This is a genomic window from Streptosporangium sp. 'caverna', assembly GCF_003203775.1.
GTDB classification, from domain to species: domain Bacteria; phylum Actinomycetota; class Actinomycetes; order Streptosporangiales; family Streptosporangiaceae; genus Streptosporangium; species Streptosporangium subroseum.
Genome location: NZ_CP029711.1, coordinates 926,858 through 950,441 on the forward strand (window position 1 = coordinate 926,858; position 23,584 = coordinate 950,441).

Below are 23,584 nucleotides of genomic sequence, written 5' to 3' on the forward strand. Positions count from 1 at the left end.
GGTCTGATCTGCCTGATCTGATCTGTACTATCTGTGACTTGTGTGCGACTCTGCGAAGTATGGGTCGCGACGTGCCAGCCATGGTTTTCAGCCGCGAGGACCGGAGACGCCACCGGGACAAGCTTCGCCGATCTCTTGACGTCCTGGCGCAGATGTTGCGTGAGTCCAGGTTCGAGGACGACCAGCCGAAGGCAGGGCTGGAGATCGAGCTCAACCTGGTGGACGAGCGGGGCGAGCCCGCGATGAAGAACACCGAGGTGCTGGCGGCGATCGCGGAGCCCGACTGGGCGACCGAGCTCGGCCAGTTCAACGTGGAGATCAACGTCGCGCCGGAGTCCCTGGAGGGGGACGGCGCGACGCGGCTGGAGAAGCTGGTCCGGGACCGGCTCAACCACGCGGAGGAGCGGGCCCACACGGTCGGCGGGCACATGCTGATGATCGGCATCCTGCCCACGCTGCGGGAGAGCGACGTGCATGAGGGCACGCTGTCCGCCAACTCCCGCTACAAGCTGCTCAACGAGCAGATCTTCGCGGCGAGGGGCGAGGACCTGCATCTGTCGATCGAGGGCGACGAGGTCCTTGAGACCTTCGCCGACAGCATCACCCCCGAGGCGGCCTGCACGAGCGTCCAGCTCCACCTCCAGGTCAGCCCGGAGGCGTTCTCCGCCCACTGGAACGCGGCCCAGGTCCTCGCGGGGCCCCAGGTGGCGGTGGCGGCCAACTCGCCGTTCCTGTTCGGCAGGAAGCTCTGGCAGGAGACCAGGATTCCGCTGTTCGAGCAGGCCACGGACACCCGGCCCGTGGAGCTGAAGACCCAGGGCGTACGGCCCAGGGTGTGGTTCGGTGAGCGGTGGATCACCTCGGTCTTCGACCTGTTCGAGGAGAACTCCCGTTACTTTCCCGCGCTGCTGCCCCTGTGCGACGACGTCGACCCCCAGGAGCAGCTGGCTCGCGGCGTGACCCCCGAGCTCGGCGAGCTGACCCTGCACAACGGCACCGTCTACCGGTGGAACCGGCCGGTCTACGCGGTGGTGAACGGGATTCCGCACCTGAGGGTGGAGAACCGGGTGCTGCCCGCCGGACCCTCGGTGGTGGACGTCATCGCCAACGTCGCGTTCTACTACGGCCTCATGCGCGTGCTTCCCCATGCCGAACGCCCGGTGTGGACGCGCATGTCGTTCGTCGCGGCCGAGGAGAACCTGCACTCGGCCGCCCGGCACGGGCTGGACGCCCGGCTCTACTGGCCGGGGCTCGGCGTGGTGCCCGCCTCCGAGCTGATCCTGCGCCGCCTGCTGCCGCTCGCCCACGAGGGGCTCGACCTGTGGGGGATGGACCCCGGGGTGAGGGACCGGCTGCTGGGAATCATCGAGCGGCGGTGCGTGACGGGCACGACCGGGGCGAGCTGGCAGACCGACGCCGTGAACGCGATGGACGACCTCGACAGGCATGAGGCGTTGCGCCGGATGACCCTGCGCTACATCGAGCACATGCACACCAACCAGCCCGTCCACACCTGGCCGTCGTTCTGACCCTCCCGCCGGCGGGAGGCGACGTGCCCGGAAGCCGCGGTACGCGGGAGGCGACGCAACCGGGAGCCGTGGCGCGAGGGGGTCCTGTGCCAGGGGTGACGCGACCCGGGGGCTCTGCGCCAGGGGTGACGGGACCGGGAGCCGAGGTGTGGGGAGACCGGGTACGGGACCGCACTCGCGCGAGAGCCTCCGACTTGTCACGATGGGGGCATGAGAGCCATTTCGCTTTTCCTCGCGCTGCTCATGGTCACGGTCGTGGCCTGCGGGAGTGAGCAGACGAACACGGACTCCGGCGTGGGCCCGGGCGCGGACTCGAGCACGGGAGCCGCCACACCCAGCGCGCGCGGGCAGACGTTTGAATCGGATGTCGAACTGGCCAGGGAGACCACCGAGGCGTACTGGAAGCAGACCTTCGCCGCCAGCGGGCTGACCTACCGCCCGGTCGAGGCCTTCATCGCCTACCAGGGACAGAACGGCCCGGCCTGCGGCGGCCAGCCGTCGGTCCCGAACAACGCCTTCTACTGCCCGGCCGGGCATTTCATCGCCTACGACGAGAGCTGGATGCGCAAACTCAACGAGCAGATGGGCGACGGCTCGATATACGTGATCATCCCGCACGAGTTCGGGCACGCCGTACAGGCGCAGCTGAACACCACCTCCCAGCTCAACGTGGAGCTGGAGCTCCAGGCCGACTGCTACGCGGGCGGAACCCTCGGGGCGCTCGTCAAGAACGGGACGCTGGACGCGGAGGACGGCGACGAGGACGAGCTGCTGATCAACCTCGCCGCGGCGGGAGATCCCACCGACGACTGGCTGCGCCCCGACGCCCACGGTACGGCGGAGCAGCGCCAGTCGGTGTTCGTCAAGGGCTACAACGAGGGCACGGCTGTCTGCTGAGATACACCCTGGCGACTACTCGGCAATCCGCCGGAAGGTTGATGTCACGCAGGTGCGATCCACCTAGGCTGAGGGCCGGTGACCCACCAGGGGGTGATGTCATGCGGATGATGATCCGCGAAATCGGCTGGGCCACGCGGGGTGCGTGCCGCGAGAGTGATCCCGAACTGTTCTTCCCGCTGACGCCGTCGGACGAGCACGAGACCCGGGCGAAGGCGGTCTGCGAGGGATGTCCGGTGCTCAAGGAGTGCAGGGCCTACGCGATCCGGGAGGGGGAGCCCGAGGGAATCTGGGGCGGCCTCACCGTGAAAGAACGGCGCAGCCTGCGGTTCCCGTCCGGATGGCGGCAGTCCGCCGCGGGGTGAACGCTTTCCGTCCGGATGGCGGTGGCCCGCTGAGGGACGAACGGCTCCCGTCCGGATGGCGGTAGCCCGGCCGCGGGGTGAACGGTCCCCGTCTGGGTAATGGCAGCCCGCTGGGCAGTGGCAGTCCGCCGCGGGGTGAACGTCGCTCGCGTAATCTCGAACCGAACCGGAGGGGGCGGGATGCGCGAATTCAGGCCGCGGGGCGCCGCGTCCGCCGGCGTGCTGGCCGGCGCGGTGGCCGTGCTGGCGGCGGCCAACGTGCTCAACAACCGGGTGGCGCCGCGTCTGGCGCCGCTGACCTCGGTCGCGGCCACCGGCGCGCTGCTCGCCCTGGCGCGCGGCTCCGGGCTCTCCTGGTCCGATCTGGGGTTCCACAGACGCGCGCGGGGCCTGCGGATCGGCGGCGTGCTCGCCTCCGCCGTCGCCGTGGTCTACGGTGCCGGGATCGCCGTCCCCGCCACCCGCAGGTTTTTCCGCGACGAGCGCGCGCTGTCCCTGTCCCGCGCCCGTGCGCTTGAGGAGGCCCTGCTCCAGGTGCCGTTCGGCACGGTCCTGCTGGAGGAGGTCGGCTTCCGCGGAGTGCTCCACGGCCTTCTCACCCGCTCCCACGGAGCCGGTACGGCCACCGCCGTCTCCTCGGCCCTGTTCGGCCTCTGGCACGTGCTCCCCGCGATCGACATGATGGCCGCCAACCCCGCGCTGAGCCGCCTGGCCGCGGGGGAGGCCCCCGCGGGGGAGACCTCGCGGGTGGTGATCGGGTCCGTGGTCGCGACGGGGTTCGCCGGGGTTTTCTTCTGCGAGCTGCGCCGGAGGGGAGGCCTGGCCGCGCCTTCGCTCTTCCACCTCTCGACCAACTCGCTGGGCTACCTGTTCGCCCGCCTCGTCCCACCGGAATCCGGTGGCGAGAAAGATCGTCTCACCAGGTCCTGAACCGGCCGCGCGCCGCCAGTTCGATCGTGACGACCACGGCCACGGCCTCCGCCGCCAGCAGCGCGACCAGCACGATGAGCTGCACCACCCCGGCCTGGAGCGGATCGGCGCCGCCGAGCAGCATCCCCACGAACGCCCCCGGCAGCGTGACCAGGCCCACGGCTCCCGTCTGGTCCAGCGCGGGCACCAGCGCCTGGGCCGCCGCCGGCCGGCAGATCTCCAGTGCCGCGTCCCGCTCGGACAACCCCAGCGCGAGCGCCGCCTCGACCTCGCCGCGCCGCTGGGTCAGCTCGTCCAGCGCCCGCCGTCCCGCGAGCGCCGTGACCGTCAGGCACCCACCGAGCAGGATGCCCGCGATCGGGATCACCGTGATGCCCTCCAGCGGGACGGTGCCGGTGCCGAAGAGCAGGGCGAGGACCGGCAGGGTCCCCGCGGCGATGGGCGCCGCGGCCCATCGGACGGCCGCCCCCGTGGTGATCCTGCGTCCCGCGGTCAGGCTCGCCACGCCGTACATGATCAGTACGAAGACCGTCACCGCGAGCGGTCGCTCGACGGCCCACACGATGATCAGCGACACCACGCCGAGCTGGACGACGGCGCGCAGGCATGACGTGAGCACGGCGCGCGCGTGCCCGAGGCGGCCGAAGTAGGCGACGGCGGCACCCGCGAGGGCCAGAAGGAGGACGACGGCGACGGTGACGGCCGACAGGTGGACGGTGTTCACTCAGATCACGGCTTCCCTACCCGGTTCTCCTCCGGAGAACTCAGGCGGTGGAGACTCGCTGGAAGCCCTCGACGTAGCGGCCCTCGCCGAAGCCCGCCTCACGGGCGGTCTGGGAGAACCGGGTCCGTACGAAGTCCTCGAAGCCCTCCACGTGGCCGGTCTGGCTCACATGGGCGCGCAGCGCGGCGAGCTTGCGGTCGAAGGTCTCGGTGATGTCGATGTAGTGGTCGGGGGTCGTGCCGCCGCTGAGCCAGACCTCGCGGACCGTCCACGCCTCCAGTCCCTCTTCGAGAAGGAGCGAGGGGAAGGTGTAGGGGTTGCGCGCGTCGGGGTAGACGGCGTCGAGGGTGGAGCCGCCGACCGCCCGGTGGTCGGGGTGGCTGGGGGCGATGAACCTGTAGTTGCGCTCCGGGGTATGAGTGATCACCAGGTCCGGCCTGACCTGGCGGATGACCCGGCAGATGTCGCGCCGCAGGTCCAGGCTCTGCACCACGGTCCCGTCATGGTGGCCGAGAAAGCGCAGGTCGGTCACTCCGACGGCCTTGGCGGCGTCGGTCTGCTCGGTACGGCGGAGCTGGGCCATGCCGCCGTTGTCCAGCTCGCGGTCGAAGCCGCCGGCGTCACCGTCGGTGGCGACGCAGTAGGTCACCTCGACGCCGCGGTCGGTGAACCGCGCGATCGATCCTGCGGCGGCGAAGTCGACGTCGTCCGGATGGGCGGTCACTACGAGGACCCGGTTGATCTCGTTCTCAGACAGCATGAGAAGCCCTTCTCCTTTTTCTGTTTTCCGCAGATCGTTTCTGTTTTCTGCAGATCGCTCGATCTTCGCAACCGCCGACGACTCTGTCCGCATTCCTTTCCATCCTTGGACTCGGTTGTCGGTGAGCCGCTCTAACCTAGATGACGTGTCGATCCCAGCCGTTTCCCTGACCCACTCGTTGCTCGACGGGCTCAACCCCCAGCAGCGTGAGGCCGTCGTGCACCACGGCAGCCCGCTGCTCATCGTTGCGGGCGCCGGTTCGGGAAAGACCCGGGTGCTGACCCATCGCATCGCCTACCTGCTGGCCGAGCGGGGCGTGCAGCCGCAGGAGATCCTGGCGATCACCTTCACCAACAAGGCCGCGCGGGAGATGAAGGACCGGGTCGACAAGCTCGTCGGCCCGCGCTCCGCGGCGATGTGGGTGATGACCTTCCACAGCGCCTGCGTGCGCATCCTGCGCCGTGAGGCCAAGCGTCTGGGCTTTCCCACGAGTTTCTCCATCTACGACCAGGCCGACTCCCAGCGGCTGATGGCGATGGTCTGCCGCGAGATGGACCTCGACCCCAAGCGCTACCCGCCGCGGTCCTTCTCGGCCCAGGTCAGCAACTTCAAGAACGAGCTGATCGACTACGAGACGGCGTCCGAGCGGGCCTCCACCCACCTGGAGCGCAAGCTCGCCGAGGCCTACCGCAGCTACCAGCAGAAGCTGACCGAGGCCGGGGCGATGGACTTCGACGACCTCATCATGCTGACGGTCACGCTGTTCCAGATCTTCCCCGACGTGGCCGAGCACTACCAGCGCCGCTGGCGCCACATCATGGTGGACGAATACCAGGACACCAACCACGCCCAATACACCTTGATCCGCGAGATCGCCGGCCGTCCCGAGGTCCGCACCGTGGACGGCGATCTGGTCAGGGAGGGCGGGGTCACCCCGGCCGAGCTGTGCGTGGTGGGTGACGCCGACCAGTCGATCTACGCCTTCCGCGGCGCCACGATCCGCAACATCCTGGAGTTCGAGCGCGACTACCCGGAGGCCAGGACGATCCTGCTGGAGCAGAACTACCGCTCCACCCAGACGATCCTGTCCGCGGCCAACGCGGTGATCTCTCGCAACGAGAGCCGCAAGCCCAAGAACCTCTGGTCCGACCAGGGCGCCGGGCCGAAGATCGTCGGGTATGTCGCCGACAACGAGCACGACGAGGCCATGTTCGTCGCGCAGGAGGTCGACAAGCTCACCGACGACGAGGGCATCGTGCCCGGCCACGTGGCCGTGTTCTACCGGACCAACGCCGCCTCCCGGGTGTTCGAGGAGACCTTCATCCGGACCGGCCTGCCGTACAAGGTGGTCGGCGGGGTGCGCTTCTACGAGCGCAAGGAGGTCCGTGACCTGCTGGCGTATCTGCGCATGCTGGCCAACCCGAACGACGTGGTGTCGCTGCGCCGCATCCTCAACGTGCCCAAGCGCGGCATCGGGGATCGGGCGGAGGCGATGGTGGAGGCGTTCGCGACCAGGGAGCGGATCCCGTTCTGGGAGGGGCTCCGCCGGGCCGACGAGGCGCCGGGCATGGCCACCCGGTCGCTCAACGCCATCAAGGAGTTCGTCGCGCTGATGGACGACCTGATGGTCAAGGCGGAGGACATGCCGCCGTCGCAGCTCGCCCAGGAGGTGCTGGCCGGCACCGGTTACCGGCTGGAGCTCACCGCCTCGGACGACCCGCAGGACGAGAGCCGCCTGGAGAACCTGGACGAGATGATCTCGGTGGCCTCGGAGTTCGAGGAGGCCAATCCCGAGGGCACGCTCGTGGAGTTCCTGGAGCAGGTCTCGCTGGTGGCCGACGCCGACCAGATCCCGCCCGCCGACGGAGGACAGGGCGTGGTCACGCTGATGACCCTGCACACGGCCAAGGGCCTGGAGTTTCCGGTCGTGTTCCTCACCGGCCTGGAGGACGGGGTCTTCCCGCACATGCGCTCGTTCGGCGAGCCCAAGGAGCTGGAGGAGGAGCGACGGCTGGCCTACGTCGGCATCACCCGGGCCGAGAAGCGCCTCTACCTCTCCAGGGCCGCCGTCCGCAGCTCGTGGGGATCGCCCGCGTTCAACCCGGCCTCCCGGTTCGTCGCCGAGATCCCGGCCGAGCTGGTCGACTGGCGCAGCGACCCCCAGAAGAGCGCCTGGAGCGCCGCCACCTCCCGCCGCGACTCCCGCCCCGCTCCCGCCAAGAAGTCCGGTGGCAAGCCGATCCCCAACCTGGCCCCGGGCGACCGGGTCACCCACGACTCGTTCGGCCTGGGCACGGTCGTGTCCGTGGACGGCATCGCGGAGAAGACCAAGGTCAAGGTGGACTTCGGCTCCAGCGGGGAGAAGACCCTGCTGCTGAACTACGCGAAGCTGGACAAGCTCTGAGGTTCGCGAGGACGGGCTCTGAAGTCCGTGAAGCCGGACGAGCCCCGAGGTTCGCGAAGCTGGACGGGCTCCGAAGTCCGTGAAGCCGGGCGAGCTCTGAAGTCCGTGAAGCCGGGCGAGCCCCGAGGCCCGTGAGAGCGGGCGAGTCCTGAGGGGCGCGAATTCGGAAGGGCTCTGAGGGCGTGGGCGGCCCTCAGAGCCGGTTCAGCGCTCGAAAAGCCGGATCACTGGGTCAGAAGCTGGGTGATGGGGTCCTCGCTCTGGTCCGCGCCGACGCTGAGCTCGTCGAAGTCGGCCACTGTGTCGGCGGGCGGAGCCTTGATGTCGGACTTCACGCCCCAGCCGGTGTAGCGGGTGTCGTTGACGTAGGTCAGCTCGGTGCTGTTGAGGCCCCGGGTGGACTCCGTGTAGGACGACACGATCCGGCGGACCAGCTGGTCGGAGCCGAGATAGATCTTCCACGTCACCGGGAGCGTGGCGGACCTGCCGGAGGGCTTCTTGCGCAGCATCGTGCGGACCGACGGGGAGATCCTGTAGAGCTCGGCCAGCGTGATCGTGCCCGAGTGGACCGTGGTCCGGGTGCCGTCCCACGTCCCGCCGGGCCGCTTGGCCGCAGTGCGGGTCAGGGTGCTCTTCAGCGTGGCGGGCTCGACGACGTTGATCATCTGCTGGTAGGGGCTGACCAGGGCGACCGCGTCGTTCTTGGTGCGCAGCCACTTCTTGCCCTCGGGCATGGAGTCGTCGAAGATTCCGCCGGAGGTGTAGGAGGAGCCCTTCACCGAGAGCGTCCGCGACGGGACGAACAGGCCCTGGAGGTTGCCGGCGCCCGTCGGCAGGCCGAACGTGGTGGTCAGGTCGGAGGCGACCATGCCGGACCTGCCGAACTCCAGCACACCACTGCGCCGCGTGAAGATCGTTCGATTCTTCCCGCCCTCACCGATGATCTTCGTGTTCTCGGCGAGCTTCACGCCGTGACGGACTCTGAACTGGCCCTTCAAAGCGGACGCCGGATCGGCGGGCGCGGTCTGGACGGTCTGGGTGCTCTGGGCGTTCGCCGGGGTCGCGGTCGCAAGCGCGGGAACGATCAGCGCCGCCGCGGTGGCGCCGGTCAGAGTGGCGATCATTCGCCTCATCTGGGGGGTCCTCCCGTATGGGTCCTCGCCTTCCTCGCGTCATCGCGGAGAAGTGAAGGAGATTCTCGCCTACATCGGCGACTCGGCGGATCAAGAGTTGATGAACGCGACGCGCCCGGCAGGCGATGCCTGCCGGGCGCGGGTCGTTCGGTAGGGCTCGCGATCAGTTGCGAACGGTGTTGAGGATGGTGAAGGGGGGTTCGATCTTCCCGTCGAACTCCAGCTCGCTCAGCTTGGCGACCTGGTCGGCGGGCGGGGTCGCCACCGTGACCTTGGAGCCCCAGCCGGTGTAGCTGGTGTCGACCGTGACCGGGTTCTTCGAGCCCGCGGGGTATGAGACCGTGAGCCGCTTGGCGAGCTTGTCGGCGCCGAGGTACAGCTTCCAGCTCATCGAGATCTTGGCGGTCGTGCGGGCCAGCGGGCCCCCGAGCGACGCCCGGAACCACGGCGAGACCTTGTGGAGCTCACCGAAGGTGATCTTTCCGGCGTAGGTGCCGGCCTGCTTCACCGTGGCGTGGCCGAGGAGCGCCTTGAGGGTCGAGGATTCGGCGACGTTGACAAGCTGGCTCAGGCTGCCCGTGGCGCCGAGCGTGGTGTCGAATCGGAGCCATGTCTTGCCCACGGGCAGAAACTCGCCGAACACGCCGCCGGAGACGTAGGTCGCGTTCTTGACGCGGACGACCCGCTCGGGATTGGTCATGCCGGTGAGCATCTTGGTCAGCTGATCGTCCTCGCTGGTCGTCGTCTCTCCGTTCAGTCCCAGATCGCTCGCCTTGACGCGCAACTGGGTCGTGTGATCCGACGCGCGGATTCCCGAGGCGCCGAACTGGAACACGCCGGTGCGCTTGGCGATAACGGCGTTTCCGGCGATGCCCCGCACTTTGGTCGTGTCGACGGTCTTCACACCGAGACCGGTTTTGAACTGACTCCTGAGCGCGGAGATCGGATCGGAGGCCTGCGCGGTCGCGGTCGATGCCAGTGCCGGAACGCTCAGCACGGTCATTGCGGCGCACGCCAGACCAGCGATGTGTCGCTTCAAAGGAAATTCCTCCTGATGGTTCCCTCCGCCCCGTCGGGGAGGGACCAGAGCATTCTTGCATGACAAGATCAGGGGATAATCCCGTATTCGGTGATTTATCCTGAATTACTTGTGCATATTTGGTGCAGACGCCTTCGTCGTTCGTCTGTTTCGCCGCAGGGCCTACTGGAGATGCCGAATTCTGTCTCCCCTTCATCACGGACCGTCATATTTCATTGGCGGTTCGCCGTATCAGAATGGTGTGACATTTTTCTATCGTTTCTGCGGTCATTCGCCCTCGGAGTGGCGGCGGAGCCATTGCCGGAAAAGGCGGTGAAAGCCTGTCTGCTGATCGGGTTCTCTCCGGGGCACGGGCCCGTGGACCCACGGCGTAGGGCTTCTTCGACGGCCGGCGGGACGGCGGACTCGGGGAAGCCGGCGAGGCGTCCTTCCGGGGGATGATCGCCGTTGAGGCGTGATTTGCGATGGTCGACGAGAACGGGAGAGGCTGGGCCGGTTACGCTGCGGACAGCTCCTACGTTGCGGGGGAGCGCGGACAAGGAGGTCTGCATGGATGTCGAGCCGAGGATTCGCGTCGTCATCGCCAAGCCCGGACTGGACGGGCACGATCGAGGCGTGAAGATCGTGGCACGGGCGCTGCGGGACGCCGGGATGGAGGTCGTCTACACGGGCCTGCACCAGACACCCGAGCAGATCGTGCGCACGGCCATCCAGGAGGACGCCGCGGCGATCGGGCTGTCCATCCTGTCCGGCGCGCACATGACGCTCTTCGCCAAGGTGATCGAGCTGCTGAAGGAGAACGACGCGATCGACATCGTGGTGTTCGGCGGCGGGATCATTCCCGAGGCGGACATGCCCGCTCTCCAGGAGATGGGCGTCGCACGGATCTTCACACCGGGTGCGACCACGCAGGAGATCGTCGAGTGGGCGCGGAGTGCGATTCCCACCCGCGTCTAGGATTCCGACCCGCGTCCGGGCCGTGTCCGCGAGGGGGCGATCTCCCCAAAAATCTCGGGATGCGATCTGGGACCCGGTTGCCTGGCCATGCCGTTTGGCGGGCTAGGCTTCATTGGCGCGAAAATACCGGGCTCCCCCTCAGATCATGGAGCCGGCCCGCCGACATCTATACACCAGCCGGACAAGCAAGGACGGACCCTCGTGGACCTGTTCGAACATCAGGCGAAGGAGCTCTTCGCGGAGTACGGCATCCCGGTGCCGCGCGGCATTGTCGCGCACACCGTGGAGGAGGCACGGGCGGCAGCCGAGCAGCTGACCGGCCGTGTCGTCGTCAAGGCCCAGGTCAAGACCGGTGGACGCGGTAAGGCCGGTGGCGTGAAGGTCGCCGCCGACGCCGCCGACGCCGAGCAGAAGGCCACCCAGATCCTCGGCATGGACATCAAGGGCCACACGGTCCACAAGGTCCTGGTCGAGGAAGCCAGCGCGATCGCGGAGGAGTACTACTTCTCCTTCCTGCTCGACCGCGCCAACCGTACGTTCCTCGCCATCTGCTCCGCCGCGGGCGGCATGGAGATCGAAGAGGTCGCGCACAGCGCCCCCGAAAAGGTCGCGAAGGTTCCGATCTCCCCGCTGGACGGGGTGAACCGCGCCAGGGCGCGCGAGATCGCCCAGGCCGGTGGCCTGCCGGAGGTCGCGCTCGACGGCGCCGCCGAGCTCATCGAGAAGCTCTGGTGCGCCTTCGTCGACGAGGACGCCTCCCTGGTCGAGGTCAACCCGATGATCCTGTCCGCCGACGGCCAGGTCAAGGCCCTCGACGGCAAGGTCACCCTCGACGACAACGCGACCTTCCGCCAGAAGGACCACGCGGCCTTCGAGGACAAGAACGCGGAGGACCCGCTGGAGGCCGCGGCCAAGGCGAAGGACCTCAACTACGTCAAGCTCGACGGCTCCGTCGGCATCATCGGCAACGGCGCGGGTCTGGTCATGTCGACCCTCGACGTCGTCGCCTACGCCGGCGAGGCCTTCGCGGGCCGGCCCAAGCCGGCCAACTTCCTCGACATCGGCGGCGGCGCCTCGGCCGAGGTCATGGCGGCGGGCCTGGAGATCATCATCTCCGACCCGTCCGTGAAGTCGATCTTCGTGAACGTCTTCGGCGGCATCACCGCCTGTGACGCGGTCGCCAACGGAATCGTCTCCGCCTTCGAGCTGCTGGATTCCCGCGGCGAGACCGTGCGTCTCCCGCTGGTCGTCCGGCTGGACGGCAACAACGCCGAACTCGGACGGCAGATTCTCGCCGACGCCAAGCTTTCCGGTGTCGAACTGGTGGACACCATGGACGATGCGGCCAAGCGCGCCGCCGAGCTCGCTGCGGTAGGTGCGTAATGGCTATCTGGTTGACCGAGAAAAGTAAGATCATCGTCCAGGGCATGACCGGCGGTGAGGGCACCAAGCACACCCGTCGCATGCTCGCCTCCGGCGCCCGCGTCGTCGGTGGTGTCAACGCCCGCAAGGCCGGCACCACCCATGAGGGTCTGCCCGTCTTCGGCACCGTCGCCGAGGCCGTCGAGCAGACCGGCGCCGACGTGTCGGTCGTCTTCGTGCCCCCGGCGTTCACCAAGGTTGCGGTCCTCGAGGCGATCGACGCCGAGATCCCGCTCTGCGTGGTCATCACCGAGGGTGTCCCGATCCACGACACCACCGAGTTCTGGGCCCACGCGATCGCCAAGGGCAACAAGACCCGCATCATCGGGCCGAACTGCCCCGGCATCGCCTCTCCCGGCGCCTCCAACGCGGGCATCATCCCGGCCGACATCACCAGCGCCGGCCGGATCGGCCTGGTGTCGAAGTCGGGCACGCTGACCTACCAGCTCATGTACGAGCTGCGCGACATCGGGTTCTCCACCGCGGTCGGCATCGGCGGCGACCCGGTCATCGGCACCACCCACATCGATGCCCTGCAGGCCTTCCAGGACGACCCGGGCACCGACGCGATCGTGATGATCGGGGAGATCGGCGGAGACGCCGAGGAGCGTGCCGCCGCCTACATCGAGCAGCACGTGACCAAGCCGGTCGTCGCCTACGTCGCGGGCTTCACCGCCCCCGAGGGCAAGACCATGGGTCACGCGGGTGCGATCGTGTCCGGCTCGGCCGGCACCGCGCAGGGCAAGAAGGAGGCTCTGGAGAAGGTCGGCGTCCGCGTCGGCAAGACCCCGAGCGAGACCGCCCGCCTCATGCGCGAGGTCATGCAGGCTCGCTAGTCCGGCCGGAGGTCGCGCAGGCCCGCCGGCCCGGTGAGGCCACGCGGGCCCGCCGGCCCTGTCAGCGGGCTTACGGGCGTCGGCTCGGCCGAGGCCCCAGGACCGCTGTTTCGACCGTCAGAAAGGCGTCCGGCACCCCGCCGGACGCCTTTCCTGCCGTATGGCGCGACACGCGGGAGCGAAGGAGTCTCTTCCGCCCCAAGATCCTGAGACCATCGACTATTGTGACGGCCCTTTTCGATCAGCTCCGGACGGCCCCCCGCAACGTCCTCAGCCGACTCCCCCTGCCTGGCGTCACGGGTGACGACGACGATGTCCGTCGGCCGCTTCCCGTCTCCGGGATGCTCGCCGCCGCCTGGACGCTCGGCGTGGGCCTGGCGGTGCTCACCACACTCACCCTGGTCGGCTGGGTGGCCTCTCCCCGGGGCGCTCTCGGTACCGGCCTGCCGGGAGTGTTCCGCACCGCGGCGCAGCTCTGGCTGGCCGCTCACCACGCGGGGTTCGCCATACCCGGCGGATCGGTCGGCCTGCTCCCGCTCGGGCTGATGGTGCTCCCGGCGTTCCTGCTCTACCGCGCGGGCATCTGGATGGCCCGCGACGCGGACCTGCGACTCCGCCTGCCCGCCCGCCTGCCCAAGAACACCCCCAAGGACGTGGCCAACGCCCGTCGCAAGGCCCAGCTGGTGCTGGTCGCCCAGGCCGGCATCTCGCTGGCGGCGCCGTACGCGCTGCTGGCCGGAATGATCGCGCTGGTCACCCGCAACGAGATCACCCAGCCCTTCCTCGCCGAAACGCTGATCAGCCACCTCGTGCTGGCCTTCCTCGCGGGCTCCCTGGCCACCGCCAGGACGATCGGACCGTGGCGCCTGATGCTGCGCCTGCTGCCCGAGCGGCTGCGTTCGGTCGTGGTCGGCTCGTCCGCGGCTCTGGCGATCATGCTCGTGGCGGGCGCCGTCATGGTGCTCGGCGCCCTCGTGGTGAACTTCGGTCAGGTCCGGGAGCTGTCCGGCATCCTGTCGCCCGGTTTTGTCGGCGGCCTGCTGCTCCTGCTGGTCCAGGGTCTCTACCTGCTCAACGCGGTCATCTGGGCGATGGCCTACATCGTCGGCCCCGGCTTCGCCGTCGGCACCGGCACGCTGGTCGCGCCGACGGGGGTGCAGCTCGGCACGGTGCCGAGCCTGCCGATCCTGGGTGCGCTGCCGGAGGCGGGCCCGACCCCGGCCTGGGTGATGGTGGTGATCGCGGTGCCGTTCATCGCCGGGGCCGTGGCGGGCATCCTGGTCGTCCGGATCTCACCCTCGCCCTCGTACGAGGGCGCGCCGCTGTGGGGGTTCGTCTGCGGACTGGTGACGGGCGCGGCGGCCGGGCTGCTGGCCGCGCTGTCCGGGGGTTCGCTCGGCGGCGCGCGGCTCGCCTCGCTGGGCCCGGAGGCCTGGCAGGTCATGCTCTCGGTGACGCTGGAGGTGGGTGTCGCCGCGGGGATCGCCGCGGGGCTGGCCAACTGGTGGCTGATCTTCCGGGGGCACAACGCGGCCGTCACCAAGGCCGCCGCGAAGGTCGGCACGGCCACCGCGCCGGTCCGTAAGGCGAGCGTCAAGCTCGCCAGGGCCGCCGGGTCGGTGGCCAGCAAGGTCGGGTTCGCCGAGTCGGAGGAGGCCCGCAGCACGCTCCCCGGCCACTGGCTGGACGCCACGGAGTGCGACACCCAGCCGATTCCGGTCATCAGGGACGACTGGGAGGACGAGCACGCCTCGGCGGCGGTGGAGAGCCCGCCGAAGGCACACCGTCCGGAGCCCCCGCGCCCGCCCCGGCGTGACATCGTCGACGAGTCCGACGACAAGGGCGGCCACGTCATCTACGTGGACCCCTACGCCTGGGACCGCGACTGAGAACCGCGCGGGTGAGCACGACAGGCACGTCATCCGCGGCGCCAGACGATCAGGATGATCCGCGACGATCCCTGTGACCTGCGGCCATGCGCTCGCGGCCCGCTGAACGGGGCCCTACGCGAGCTCTTGTGCGCGGCCGCTCCGTGTCCGGGCTCCTCAGGCTCCGAGGCAGGCGGGTCCCAGCAGTCGCTTGAGGTCGCCCACCAGAGACGGGGACGGCGACACGCGGAGGCGGTCGTCGAGGCGCATGACGGTGGTCTTGCCGCCGTTGTGGAGCTGCAGGTGCACCTCGGTGGTGCCGGGGTGGGCGGCGAGCACTTCCTTGAGGCGGCCGATGAGCGGGGGAGTGGCGAGGGTCAGGGCGAGGCTGACCGCCAGGGCGCCCCCGGCCTCGCGGCTCAGGTCGGGCGCGGTCACCTCCATGGCGATGATCTTCCCGACGTCTTCGCGCTTGTCCAGGCGGCCCTTGACGAAGACGATGGCGTCCTCGGCGAGCACGGTCGAGCAGAGCTGGTACGCCGAGGGGAAGATCATCACTTCGATGGCGCCCTCCAGGTCCTCCAGCATCGTCAGGACCCAGGTGTCACCCTTCTTGGTGACCTTGCGCTGGACGCCGCTCAGGATGCCGCCGACGGTGACGATCTGGCCGTCGGGACGGTTCTCCTCCTGGAGCGCGGCGACCGAGCAGTCGGCGCCGGAGGCGAGGAGGTGCTCCACGCCGAAGAGCGGGTGGTCGGAGACGTAGAGGCCGAGCATCTCGCGCTCGAACTGGAGCAGGGTGCTCTTGTCCCATTCCCCGACGGGGATCTGCACGTCGAAGGTCTGGTCCTCGGCCCCCTCCACGGCGCCGAACAGGGAGTCCTGGCCCTGGGCCTCGTTCTTCTTGATCCCGATGATGTTGTCGACGGCCTGCTCGTGAACCATCATCAGGCCCTTGCGCACGTGCCCGAACGAGTCGAAGGCCCCCGCCTTGATCAGCGACTCGATGACCCGCTTGTTGCAGACGACCATGGGGACCTTGTTCAGGAAGTCCTTGAAGTCGGTGAAGCGGGTCTTCTCCCTGCGCGCGGAGATGATGCCGTCGACCACGTTGCCGCCGACGTTGCGGATGGCCGACAGGCCGAAACGGACATCGGTGCCGCGCGCGGTGAAGTCGAAGTCGGAGTCGTTGACGTCCGGTGGAAGCACCTTGATGCCCATGCGCCGGCACTCGTTCAGATAGAGCGCCGACTTGTCCTTGTCGTCCTTGACCGAGGTCAGCAGGGCGGCCATGTACTCGGCGGGGTAGTTGGCCTTGAGGTAGGCGGTCCAGTAGCAGATGAGGCCGTAGGCGGCGGTGTGCGCCTTGTTGAAGGCGTAGTCGGAGAAGGGCAGGAGGATGTCCCAGAGGGACTTGACGGCGGCGGCCGAGTAGCCGTTGTCCTTCATGCCCTGCTCGAAGAACTCGTACTGCTTGTCCAGCTCCGACTTCTTCTTCTTGCCCATCGCGCGGCGCAGCAGGTCCGCTTTGCCGAGGGAGAACCCGGCGACCTTCTGCGCGATGGCCATGACCTGCTCCTGATAGACGATCAGGCCGTGGGTCGTGTCGAGGATCTCCTTGAGCGGTTCCTCCAGCTCGGGATGGATCGGGGTGATCTCCTGCTGGCCGTTCTTCCGCATCGCGTAGTTGGTGTGGGAGTTGGCGCCCATCGGACCCGGCCGGTAGAGCGCGAGCGCCGCCGAGATGTCCTCGAAGTTGTCGGGGCGCATCAGGCGCAGCAGCGACCGCATGCCGCCGCCGTCGACCTGGAAGACGCCCAGGGTGTCGCCGCGGGCCAGCAGCTCGTAGGCCGAGGCGTCGTCCAGCGGCAGGTCGAGCAGCTCGATGTCGCGGCCGGTGTTCACCTTGACGGCCTTCAGGCAGTCATCGATGATCGTGAGGTTGCGCAGCCCCAGGAAGTCCATCTTGAGCAGGCCGAGGGTCTCGCAGGTCGGATAGTCGAACTGCGTGATGATCACACCGTCGGAGTCGCGGCGCATGATCGGGACGTAGTCGGTCAGCACCTCCGAGGACATGATGACGCCGGCGGCGTGCACGCCGGTCTGCCGGATCAGGCCCTCCAGGCCCCTGCCGAGGTCCATCGCCGACTTGACGTCGGCATCCTCCTCGTACAGCTTGCGCAGCTCACCGGCCTCGTTGAAGCGCGGGTGGTCTCTGTCGAAGATGCCCGACAGCGGGATGTCCTTGCCCATCACCGCGGGCGGGAACGCCTTGGAGACCCTGTCGCCCAGCGCGTACGGATGGCCGAGGACGCGAGCCGCGTCCTTGATGGCCGCCTTCGCCTTGATGGTGCCGAAGGTCGCGATCATGGCGACCTTCTCCACGCCGTACTTCTCCGTCACGTAACGGATCACGTCACCGCGCCGGCGTTCGTCGAAGTCGATGTCGACGTCGGGCATGGAGACACGGTCGGGGTTGAGGAACCGCTCGAAGATCAGGCCGTGCGGCAGCGGGTCGAGGTCGGTGATGCCCAGCGCGTACGCCACCAGCGAGCCGGCCGCCGAGCCACGGCCGGGGCCGACCCGGATGCCGTTGGTCTTCGCCCACATGATGAAGTCGGCGACCACGAGGAAGTAGGAGGGGAACCCCATCTGCAGGATGACGTTCATCTCGAACTCGGCCTGCGCGCGGTGCTCGGAGTCGACGCCGTCGGGAAAGCGGCGCTCCATGCCCCGCCAGACCTCCTGGCGGAACCAGCTCTCCTCGCTCTCCCCGTCGGGGATGGGGAAGGTCGGCATCAGGTTCTTGAAGCCGAACATGCCGGTCGGATCGACCTTCTCGGCGACCAGCAGCGTGTTGCGGCAGCCCTCGGCCCACAGGTCCGAGGAGTCCACCGCGCGCATCTCGTCGGCGTCCTTGATGTAGTAGCCGCTGCCGTCGAAGCGGAACCGGTCGGGGTCGGCGAGCTGCTTGCCGGTCTGGATGCACAGGAGCGCGTCGTGGGAGGTAGCGTCCGACTCGTAGGTGTAGTGGGAGTCGTTGGTGACCAGTGGCGGGATGTCCAGCTCGCGGGAGATGCGGGTCAGGCCGTCGCGGACCCGGCGTTCGATGTCGAGCCCGTGGTCCATGATCTCGAGGTAGTAGTTGTCCTTGCCGAAGAGATCCTGGAACTTCGCCGCCGCCGCGACCGCCTCGTCGTACTGTCCCAGGCGCAGGCGGGTCTGGACCTCGCCCGACGGGCAGCCGGTCGTGGCCATCAGGCCCTCGGAGTGCTCGGCGAGGATCTCGGCGTCCATCCGGGCCCACTTGCGGACGAAGCCCTCGGTGTAGGCGCGCGAGGAGAGCTTCATCAGGTTGCTCAGACCCCTGGCGTTCTTCGCCCAGATCGTCATGTGGGTGTAATAGCCACCCGCGGAGACGTCGTCGCGCTTCTGGTGCGGCTCACCCCAGAGCACCGGCTTCTTCTGGTTTCTGGAGGACGGGGCGACATAGGCCTCGATACCGATGATCGGCTTGATTCCGGCGCCGGTGGCCTGCCTGTAGAAGTCGTAGGCCCCGTGCATGTTGCCGTGGTCGGTGATCGCGATGGCGGGCATGCCCAGATCGCCGACCTGTTTGAACATCTGCTTCAAACGGGCGGCTCCGTCAAGCATGGAGTACTCGGTATGAACGTGCAGATGCACAAACGAGTCGGACACCCAGACCGTCCTTGGTTGTCACAGGCATACAACGAAGTAGCTTCAGCCTATGGCGAACGCGGCTATGACCGTGCCCTGACCTCATATCCGATATTCGGCGGGGGCGATTCCCAGGGGTGTTCAAAGGGTTCGGCCGGCGCGCCCGGTGCCGTTCCGCGGGCGCCCGGCGTCAAAGCGAAACGGTGTTTCGCGGGCGCTCGCAAAACATTCCGCGGGCGCCCGGTGTCAGGACGAAACCCGGCTCGCGGAGGGACTCAGGGAGGGAAGGGGAACTGGATCTCGCCGGGCTGCAGGAAGCCCAGCCTCTTCTCCATCGCCCGTTCGAGCTGGTCCACGCACTCGTTCTGTGAGGTGACGGTGCCCGCGCCCCTGCGGCACTCGGTGTAGGAGGACAGCTCCTTGCTGAAGTAGAACTGCAGGATCGTCACCGACAGGCAGATCAGCAGTGCGATCGCCGACAGGATGATGCCCGAGACCGCGATGCCCACGGGCTTGGTCACCGAACGCAGCGCCTTGATCGCCCGGATCGAGGCGACGAGGGCGAAGACCGACATGACGAGTCCCGCCAGGGGGAGCACCAGCGTCATCACCACCGCGGCGAACGCGAGCAGCAGCGCCCGACGCCCCGCGCCCTCCGCTGGTCGTGCCTGGACGGGTAGTGTCACGTGAGCTCCTTGCATCGCGGGTTCGGACAGGCGGATACCCTGGCAACGGCGTGAGTCCCCGTCCGAATGGAGTGCTTCGGTGTCATCTCAGGCCGTTCGGCTTGTGGTCCTCGTGTCCGGTTCTGGAACCAACCTACAGGCCTTGCTGGACGCTGTGGCGGACGAAACCTACGGCGCCCGGATCGTGGCGGTAGGCGCCGATCGTGCCGGTATCGAAGGGCTGGCCCGGGCGGAGCGCGCCGGGATACCGATCTTCGTGGAGAAACTCGCCGATCACCCCACCCGGGAAGCCTGGGATCGGGAGCTCGCCGCGCGGATCGCGGAGTACAAACCGGACCTCGTGGTCTGCGCGGGTTTCATGAAAATTCTCGGCGCGCCGACGTTGAGCACCTTCCCGGTGCTCAACACCCACCCCGCGCTGCTGCCCTCCTTCCCCGGCGCGCACGGGGTCCGCGACGCGCTCTCGTACGGCGTGCGGATCACCGGATGCACGGTGATGCTCGCCGACGCCGGGGTCGACACCGGGCCGATCATCGCCCAGGCGTCGGTGCCCGTGCTCGACGGCGACGACGAGGAGACTCTGCACCAGCGCATCAAGGGCGTCGAGCGGAGCCTGCTCGTCGAGACCGTCGGCCGGATGGCCCGCGAGGGCTGGACCGTCACCGGCAGGACCGTCCGCCTCGGACGGTCCGGCTAACCTGGGCAGTCCAGTGAGCAGGGACTCATCGAGCTCGATGAGCAGGGACGATTCAGCGAACGAGCTGGGCTGTCACCGGAAAACCGGAACCAAACAGGAGGACCACGAAGTGACCCGCATCGCCATCCGGCGCGCGTTGATCGCGGTGTATGACAAGAGCGGGCTGGAGCAGCTGGCCCGGGGGCTCGACGCCGCGAACATCGAGATCGTCTCCACCGGGGGCACCGCCGCGAAGATCGCCTCCTTCGGCGTTCCCGTCACCCCGGTCGAGTCGCTGACCGGATTCCCCGAGTGCCTCGACGGCCGCGTCAAGACCCTGCACCCGCGGGTGCACGCCGGTCTGCTGGCCGACAGCGGCAACCCGGCCCACGTCAAGCAGCTCGAAGAGCTGGACATCGAACCGTTCGAGCTGGTCGTGGTCAACCTCTACCCGTTCCAGGAGACCGTCGACTCCGGCGCCTCCGCCGACGAGTGCGTGGAGCAGATCGACATCGGCGGTCCCGCGATGATCCGTGCCGCGGCCAAGAACCACGGCACCGCCTCGATCGTGGTGGACCCGCGCTCCTACGACGACGTGCTCGCCGCCGTGGCCGAGGGCGGTTTCACCCTCGCCGAGCGCCGCCGCCTGGCCGCCGTCGCGTATGCCCACACCGCCGCCTACGACACCGCGGTGGCCTCCTGGTTCGCCGACGTCTACGCCGCCGAGGAGGGCGCGTGGCCGTCCTACATGGGCGCCGCGTGGAAGCTCAAATCACCGCTGCGCTACGGCGAGAACCCGCACCAGGGCGCGGCCCTCTACTCGGGGCAGAAGGACGGCCTGGCCAACGCCGAGCAGCTGCACGGCAAGGAGATGTCCTACAACAACTACCTCGACACCGACGCCGCCTGGCGGGCCGCCTGGGACTTCGCCGAGCCCGCCGTCGCGATCATCAAGCACCAGAACCCCTGCGGCATCGCGGTCGGCGCCGACGTGGCCGACGCGCACCGTAAGGCCCACGCGTGTGACCCGGTCTCCGCGTACGGCGGCGTGATCGCGGTCAACGGAGAGGTGACCGAGGAGCTGGCCAGGCAGATCGCCGAGGTCTTCACCGAGGTCGTGGTGGCCCCCGGCTTCACCGCCGAGGCGCTGGCGGTGCTCACGGGGAAGAAGAACATCCGGCTGCTGGTCTGCCCGAAGGGGCCGGGCAACCTGGCGGAGTCCCGCCGGATCGACGGCGGCCTGCTGGTGCAGACCACCGACCGGGTGAACGCCCCGGGCGACGACCCGTCCGCCTGGGAGCTCAAGGCGGGTTCCGCGGCCTCCGCCGAGGTCCTCGCCGACCTGGCCTTCGCCTGGAAGGCCTGCCGCTCGGTGAAGTCCAACGCGATCCTGCTCGCCGCCGGGGGCGCGAGCGTCGGCGTCGGCATGGGCCAGGTCAACCGGGTCGACTCCGCGCAGCTCGCGGTCTCCCGCGCCGGCGACCGCGCCCAGGGGGCCGCGGCGGCCTCCGACGCGTTCTTCCCGTTCGCGGACGGCCTCAAGATTCTTATCGACGCCGGAGTGAAGGCGGTCGTGGAGCCCGGCGGTTCGATCAGGGACGAGGAAGTGATCGCCGCGGCCGAGGCGGCCGGGGTCACCCTTTACTTCACGGGCACCCGCCACTTCTTCCACTGATCTCCAATTGATGTACGGCCGCCGTGACGTGTGGGGCGGCCGTACATCGGAGACAGGAAAGTGGCGTATTGGACAGAAAATTTTGGGCGAAAAAGGTTTGACCCGCGGTTAGTGTGAAGCATTCCCTTCCTTCACCGCTATGGAGATCCCTCATGCCCTTGCTCGACACCGCCCTGAACGCTTTTGTGATCATGAACGGCTTCTGGGCCAGTCCCTGGCTGTTGATCATTCTCGCGGTGGGCGGGGCCTACCTCGGCAACCGGGCGATGGACTGGATCCCCTTCACGCGCAGGATCATCGAGCGGAGAGAAGCAGACCGCGGATGATCTCATGGAAGGATTGAATCCATGAGCGCGCAGATTCTGGACGGCAAGGCGACCGCAGCGAAGATCAAGGCAGACCTCAAGACCCGAGTGGCCGCGTTGGCGGAGCGGGGCATCGTCCCCGGGCTCGGCACCGTTCTCGTCGGCGACGATCCGGGTAGCCAGATCTACGTGGCGGGAAAGCACCGTGACTGTGCCGAGGTCGGCATCGCCTCCATCCGCAGGGACCTGCCGGCGACGGCCACCCAGGCGGAGGTCGAGGCGGTCATCGACGAGCTCAACGCCTCGGACGAGTGCACCGGTTACATCGTCCAGCTCCCGCTGCCCCGGCACCTCGACACGCTGGCGCTGATCGAGCGGATGGACCCGGCGAAGGACGCCGACGGCCTGCACCCGGTCAACCTGGGACGCCTGGTCCACATGATCGACGCACCGCTGCCCTGCACGCCGCACGGCATCGTCCTGCTCCTGCAGGAGTACGGCGTGCCGATCAAGGGCGCCGAGGTCGTCGTGGTCGGCCGCGGCATCACCGTGGGCCGCTCACTCGGCCTGCTGCTGACCCGCCGTTCCGAGAACGCCACCGTCACCCTGTGCCACACCGGCACCCAGGACCTGGCGGCCCACACCCGGCGCGCGGACATCATCGTCGCGGCGGCGGGTGTTCCTCACCTGATCACCGCTGACATGGTCAAGCCCGGAGCCGCCGTGCTCGACGTCGGCGTCTCCAGGGTCGACGGCAAGATCGCCGGTGATATCGCCCCCGACGTCAGTGACGTCGCGGGTTTCCTCACACCCAATCCCGGCGGTGTGGGCCCGATGACCCGGGCCCTGCTGCTCACCAACGTGGTCGAGGCAGCCGAGAAGCAGGGCCGGAACCAGGACTAGGACGCCCGGCGGTTCGCGGTCGTCGCGGTTGTCGTCGTCGTCGCCTGCCGGGGCTCCGGGGTGCCGGCCGCACGCTGCGGCGGCACCACCGGGGTGGGCCTGACCAGTCCCAGGGCGACGACCTCGTTTGCCAGCCTGGTGCGCCGGTTGGTGCCCTCCGGGATCCGGAACTTCTGGTAGAGGCGCAGGAGGTGCTGCTTGACCGCGGCCTCCGTCACCACCAGATCGTCGGCGATCTCCCGTGCGGTGGCCGGGGCGACAAACGCCTCGTCCGACAGCGCGGGACGGCACAGTGACGTGAGCACATCCACCTCTCGTCGTGTCAGCTCCGGTGCCGCGGCGCGGCGGAGCTCGACTTCGGGGGCGAAGTCCTCACGTGGGACCCCGCCGATCCTGCCTCGCGCGGCACCGAAGGACACGACGTCACCGTCGTCGAGCACCCTCCGGGCGATCGGCCTGCCGTTCACCCGTGTGCCGTTGCGGGACAGGCCCAGATCAACGACGTACAGGTAGGGCCCGCGCCGAACGAATTCCGCGTGCAACCGGGACACACTTGGATCGGTGAGCCGGATGTCCACTCCCCGGCCACGCCCGATCGTCGTGATCTCGGGGCGCAACGGGACCACCTCGCCAGTGTCCTCGATGCGTATGAACGGCCCCTCCACGGCAGTTCCTCCCCAGGTAGCCCGCCGTAACTATTCCTACAGCTCCGGCTTACCCAAACGAGGTGATGGGGAATCGCCTTTGCCAGAAGGAGAATCCTTCGTGAAATTGGTCTGGACCTCTCGGAAAGGTTT

At 68.4% G+C, this 23,584-nt stretch carries 20 protein-coding genes; 13 read left to right on the forward strand and 7 right to left on the reverse strand.

Features of this window, described 5'->3' with window-relative positions:
• Positions 1 to 80 precede the first annotated feature (80 nt).
• The 4 genes from DKM19_RS04355 to DKM19_RS04370 all read left to right on the forward strand — a co-directional run bounded on the left by DKM19_RS04355 (position 81) and on the right by DKM19_RS04370 (position 3,721).
• On the forward strand, positions 81 to 1,529 hold the full coding sequence (locus DKM19_RS04355; protein WP_239514578.1) for a glutamate-cysteine ligase family protein: 1,449 nt from the start codon (positions 81 to 83) through the stop codon (positions 1,527 to 1,529).
• A 210-nt stretch (positions 1,530 to 1,739) separates the two neighbouring features.
• Positions 1,740 to 2,426 carry a neutral zinc metallopeptidase gene (locus tag DKM19_RS04360; protein ID WP_110694584.1) on the forward strand — a complete coding sequence of 229 codons (687 nt, stop codon included), beginning with the start codon at positions 1,740 to 1,742 and terminating at the stop codon, positions 2,424 to 2,426.
• Between the two features lie 101 nt (positions 2,427 to 2,527).
• Complete coding sequence (locus DKM19_RS04365; RefSeq protein WP_204358651.1) at positions 2,528 to 2,791, forward strand: WhiB family transcriptional regulator; 264 nt, start codon at positions 2,528 to 2,530, stop codon at positions 2,789 to 2,791.
• A 180-nt stretch (positions 2,792 to 2,971) separates the two neighbouring features.
• Positions 2,972 to 3,721 (forward strand): CPBP family intramembrane glutamic endopeptidase, encoded by a 750-nt coding sequence (locus DKM19_RS04370; protein ID WP_110694585.1) that lies wholly within the window; start codon positions 2,972 to 2,974, stop codon positions 3,719 to 3,721.
• Here DKM19_RS04370 and DKM19_RS04375 read toward each other — a convergent pair.
• Positions 3,708 to 4,445 (reverse strand): ABC transporter permease, encoded by a 738-nt coding sequence (locus tag DKM19_RS04375; RefSeq protein ID WP_110694586.1) that lies wholly within the window; start codon positions 4,443 to 4,445, stop codon positions 3,708 to 3,710. The two genes, DKM19_RS04370 and DKM19_RS04375, sit on opposite strands and share 14 nt — an antisense overlap.
• Positions 4,446 to 4,485: 40 nt before the next feature.
• Positions 4,486 to 5,205 carry a PIG-L deacetylase family protein gene (locus tag DKM19_RS04380; protein ID WP_110694587.1) on the reverse strand — a complete coding sequence of 240 codons (720 nt, stop codon included), beginning with the start codon at positions 5,203 to 5,205 and terminating at the stop codon, positions 4,486 to 4,488.
• Between the two features lie 151 nt (positions 5,206 to 5,356).
• Here DKM19_RS04380 and pcrA point away from each other — a divergent pair, with 151 nt between their 5' ends.
• Entirely contained in the window at positions 5,357 to 7,609 is a 2,253-nt protein-coding gene (gene pcrA / locus DKM19_RS04385) for a DNA helicase PcrA (RefSeq protein WP_369990883.1), read from the forward strand.
• A gap of 224 nt (positions 7,610 to 7,833) precedes the next feature.
• Here the strand turns inward: pcrA and DKM19_RS04390 are convergent, their stop codons facing one another.
• Together DKM19_RS04390 and DKM19_RS04395 are read right to left on the reverse strand one after the other, a co-directional pair.
• The gene (locus DKM19_RS04390; protein WP_110694589.1) at positions 7,834 to 8,733 is read right to left on the reverse strand and encodes a hypothetical protein; all 900 of its coding nucleotides are present in this window, start codon (positions 8,731 to 8,733) and stop codon (positions 7,834 to 7,836) included.
• Between the two features lie 172 nt (positions 8,734 to 8,905).
• On the reverse strand, positions 8,906 to 9,781 hold the full coding sequence (locus tag DKM19_RS04395; protein WP_162641292.1) for a hypothetical protein: 876 nt from the start codon (positions 9,779 to 9,781) through the stop codon (positions 8,906 to 8,908).
• 549 nt (positions 9,782 to 10,330) lie between these two features.
• Between DKM19_RS04395 and DKM19_RS04400 the strand changes: the two genes are divergently transcribed.
• From DKM19_RS04400 to DKM19_RS04415, 4 genes are all read left to right on the forward strand, one after another.
• Entirely contained in the window at positions 10,331 to 10,738 is a 408-nt protein-coding gene (locus DKM19_RS04400; protein ID WP_089209372.1) for a cobalamin B12-binding domain-containing protein, read from the forward strand.
• A 201-nt stretch (positions 10,739 to 10,939) separates the two neighbouring features.
• Positions 10,940 to 12,121, forward strand: a complete 1,182-nt coding sequence (sucC, locus tag DKM19_RS04405; protein ID WP_089209373.1) for an ADP-forming succinate--CoA ligase subunit beta — start codon at positions 10,940 to 10,942, stop codon at positions 12,119 to 12,121.
• Positions 12,121 to 12,996: a succinate--CoA ligase subunit alpha gene (gene sucD, locus DKM19_RS04410; RefSeq protein ID WP_110694591.1), complete on the forward strand. Its 876-nt coding sequence runs from the start codon at positions 12,121 to 12,123 to the stop codon at positions 12,994 to 12,996. Before sucC ends, sucD begins: the two co-directional genes overlap by 1 nt.
• A 224-nt stretch (positions 12,997 to 13,220) precedes the next feature.
• Positions 13,221 to 14,885: a DUF6350 family protein gene (locus DKM19_RS04415; RefSeq protein ID WP_110694592.1), complete on the forward strand. Its 1,665-nt coding sequence runs from the start codon at positions 13,221 to 13,223 to the stop codon at positions 14,883 to 14,885.
• 156 nt (positions 14,886 to 15,041) lie between these two features.
• Here the strand turns inward: DKM19_RS04415 and dnaE are convergent, their stop codons facing one another.
• Together dnaE and DKM19_RS04425 are read right to left on the reverse strand one after the other, a co-directional pair.
• Positions 15,042 to 18,563: a DNA polymerase III subunit alpha gene (gene dnaE / locus DKM19_RS04420; protein WP_110694593.1), complete on the reverse strand. Its 3,522-nt coding sequence runs from the start codon at positions 18,561 to 18,563 to the stop codon at positions 15,042 to 15,044.
• A 254-nt stretch (positions 18,564 to 18,817) separates the two neighbouring features.
• Entirely contained in the window at positions 18,818 to 19,228 is a 411-nt protein-coding gene (locus tag DKM19_RS04425) for a hypothetical protein (RefSeq protein WP_110694594.1), read from the reverse strand.
• 79 nt (positions 19,229 to 19,307) lie between these two features.
• Here DKM19_RS04425 and purN point away from each other — a divergent pair, with 79 nt between their 5' ends.
• The 4 genes from purN (at position 19,308) to DKM19_RS04440 (ending at position 22,787) form a co-directional block, all read left to right on the forward strand.
• Positions 19,308 to 19,925 carry a phosphoribosylglycinamide formyltransferase gene (gene purN / locus DKM19_RS04430; protein ID WP_110694595.1) on the forward strand — a complete coding sequence of 206 codons (618 nt, stop codon included), beginning with the start codon at positions 19,308 to 19,310 and terminating at the stop codon, positions 19,923 to 19,925.
• A 109-nt stretch (positions 19,926 to 20,034) separates the two neighbouring features.
• The gene (gene purH, locus DKM19_RS04435; RefSeq protein ID WP_204358652.1) at positions 20,035 to 21,579 is read left to right on the forward strand and encodes a bifunctional phosphoribosylaminoimidazolecarboxamide formyltransferase/IMP cyclohydrolase; all 1,545 of its coding nucleotides are present in this window, start codon (positions 20,035 to 20,037) and stop codon (positions 21,577 to 21,579) included.
• A 152-nt stretch (positions 21,580 to 21,731) separates the two neighbouring features.
• Complete coding sequence (locus DKM19_RS50490; protein ID WP_179282366.1) at positions 21,732 to 21,905, forward strand: hypothetical protein; 174 nt, start codon at positions 21,732 to 21,734, stop codon at positions 21,903 to 21,905.
• A 21-nt stretch (positions 21,906 to 21,926) separates the two neighbouring features.
• Positions 21,927 to 22,787: a bifunctional methylenetetrahydrofolate dehydrogenase/methenyltetrahydrofolate cyclohydrolase gene (locus tag DKM19_RS04440; protein ID WP_110694596.1), complete on the forward strand. Its 861-nt coding sequence runs from the start codon at positions 21,927 to 21,929 to the stop codon at positions 22,785 to 22,787.
• On the opposite strand, the gene DKM19_RS04445 is transcribed toward DKM19_RS04440, so the two are convergent.
• Positions 22,784 to 23,452: an FHA domain-containing protein gene (locus tag DKM19_RS04445; RefSeq protein ID WP_110694597.1), complete on the reverse strand. Its 669-nt coding sequence runs from the start codon at positions 23,450 to 23,452 to the stop codon at positions 22,784 to 22,786. The two genes, DKM19_RS04440 and DKM19_RS04445, sit on opposite strands and share 4 nt — an antisense overlap.
• Positions 23,453 to 23,584: the final 132 nt, after the last annotated feature.

What these genes read in the sequence shown, in the direction of transcription:
- sucD (WP_110694591.1), top strand. Translation starts at nt 12,121, where the DNA reads ATGGCTATCTGGTTGACCGAGAAAAGTAAGATCATCGTCCAGGGCATG.
- DKM19_RS50490 (WP_179282366.1), top strand. Translation starts at nt 21,732, where the DNA reads ATGCCCTTGCTCGACACCGCCCTGAACGCTTTTGTGATCATGAACGGC.
- DKM19_RS04440 (WP_110694596.1), top strand. Translation starts at nt 21,927, where the DNA reads ATGAGCGCGCAGATTCTGGACGGCAAGGCGACCGCAGCGAAGATCAAG.
- DKM19_RS04380 (WP_110694587.1), bottom strand. Translation starts at nt 5,205, where the DNA reads ATGCTGTCTGAGAACGAGATCAACCGGGTCCTCGTAGTGACCGCCCAT.
- DKM19_RS04390 (WP_110694589.1), bottom strand. Translation starts at nt 8,733, where the DNA reads ATGATCGCCACTCTGACCGGCGCCACCGCGGCGGCGCTGATCGTTCCC.
- DKM19_RS04355 (WP_239514578.1), top strand. Translation starts at nt 81, where the DNA reads ATGGTTTTCAGCCGCGAGGACCGGAGACGCCACCGGGACAAGCTTCGC.
- DKM19_RS04370 (WP_110694585.1), top strand. Translation starts at nt 2,972, where the DNA reads ATGCGCGAATTCAGGCCGCGGGGCGCCGCGTCCGCCGGCGTGCTGGCC.
- DKM19_RS04365 (WP_204358651.1), top strand. Translation starts at nt 2,528, where the DNA reads ATGCGGATGATGATCCGCGAAATCGGCTGGGCCACGCGGGGTGCGTGC.
- DKM19_RS04400 (WP_089209372.1), top strand. Translation starts at nt 10,331, where the DNA reads ATGGATGTCGAGCCGAGGATTCGCGTCGTCATCGCCAAGCCCGGACTG.
- DKM19_RS04360 (WP_110694584.1), top strand. Translation starts at nt 1,740, where the DNA reads ATGAGAGCCATTTCGCTTTTCCTCGCGCTGCTCATGGTCACGGTCGTG.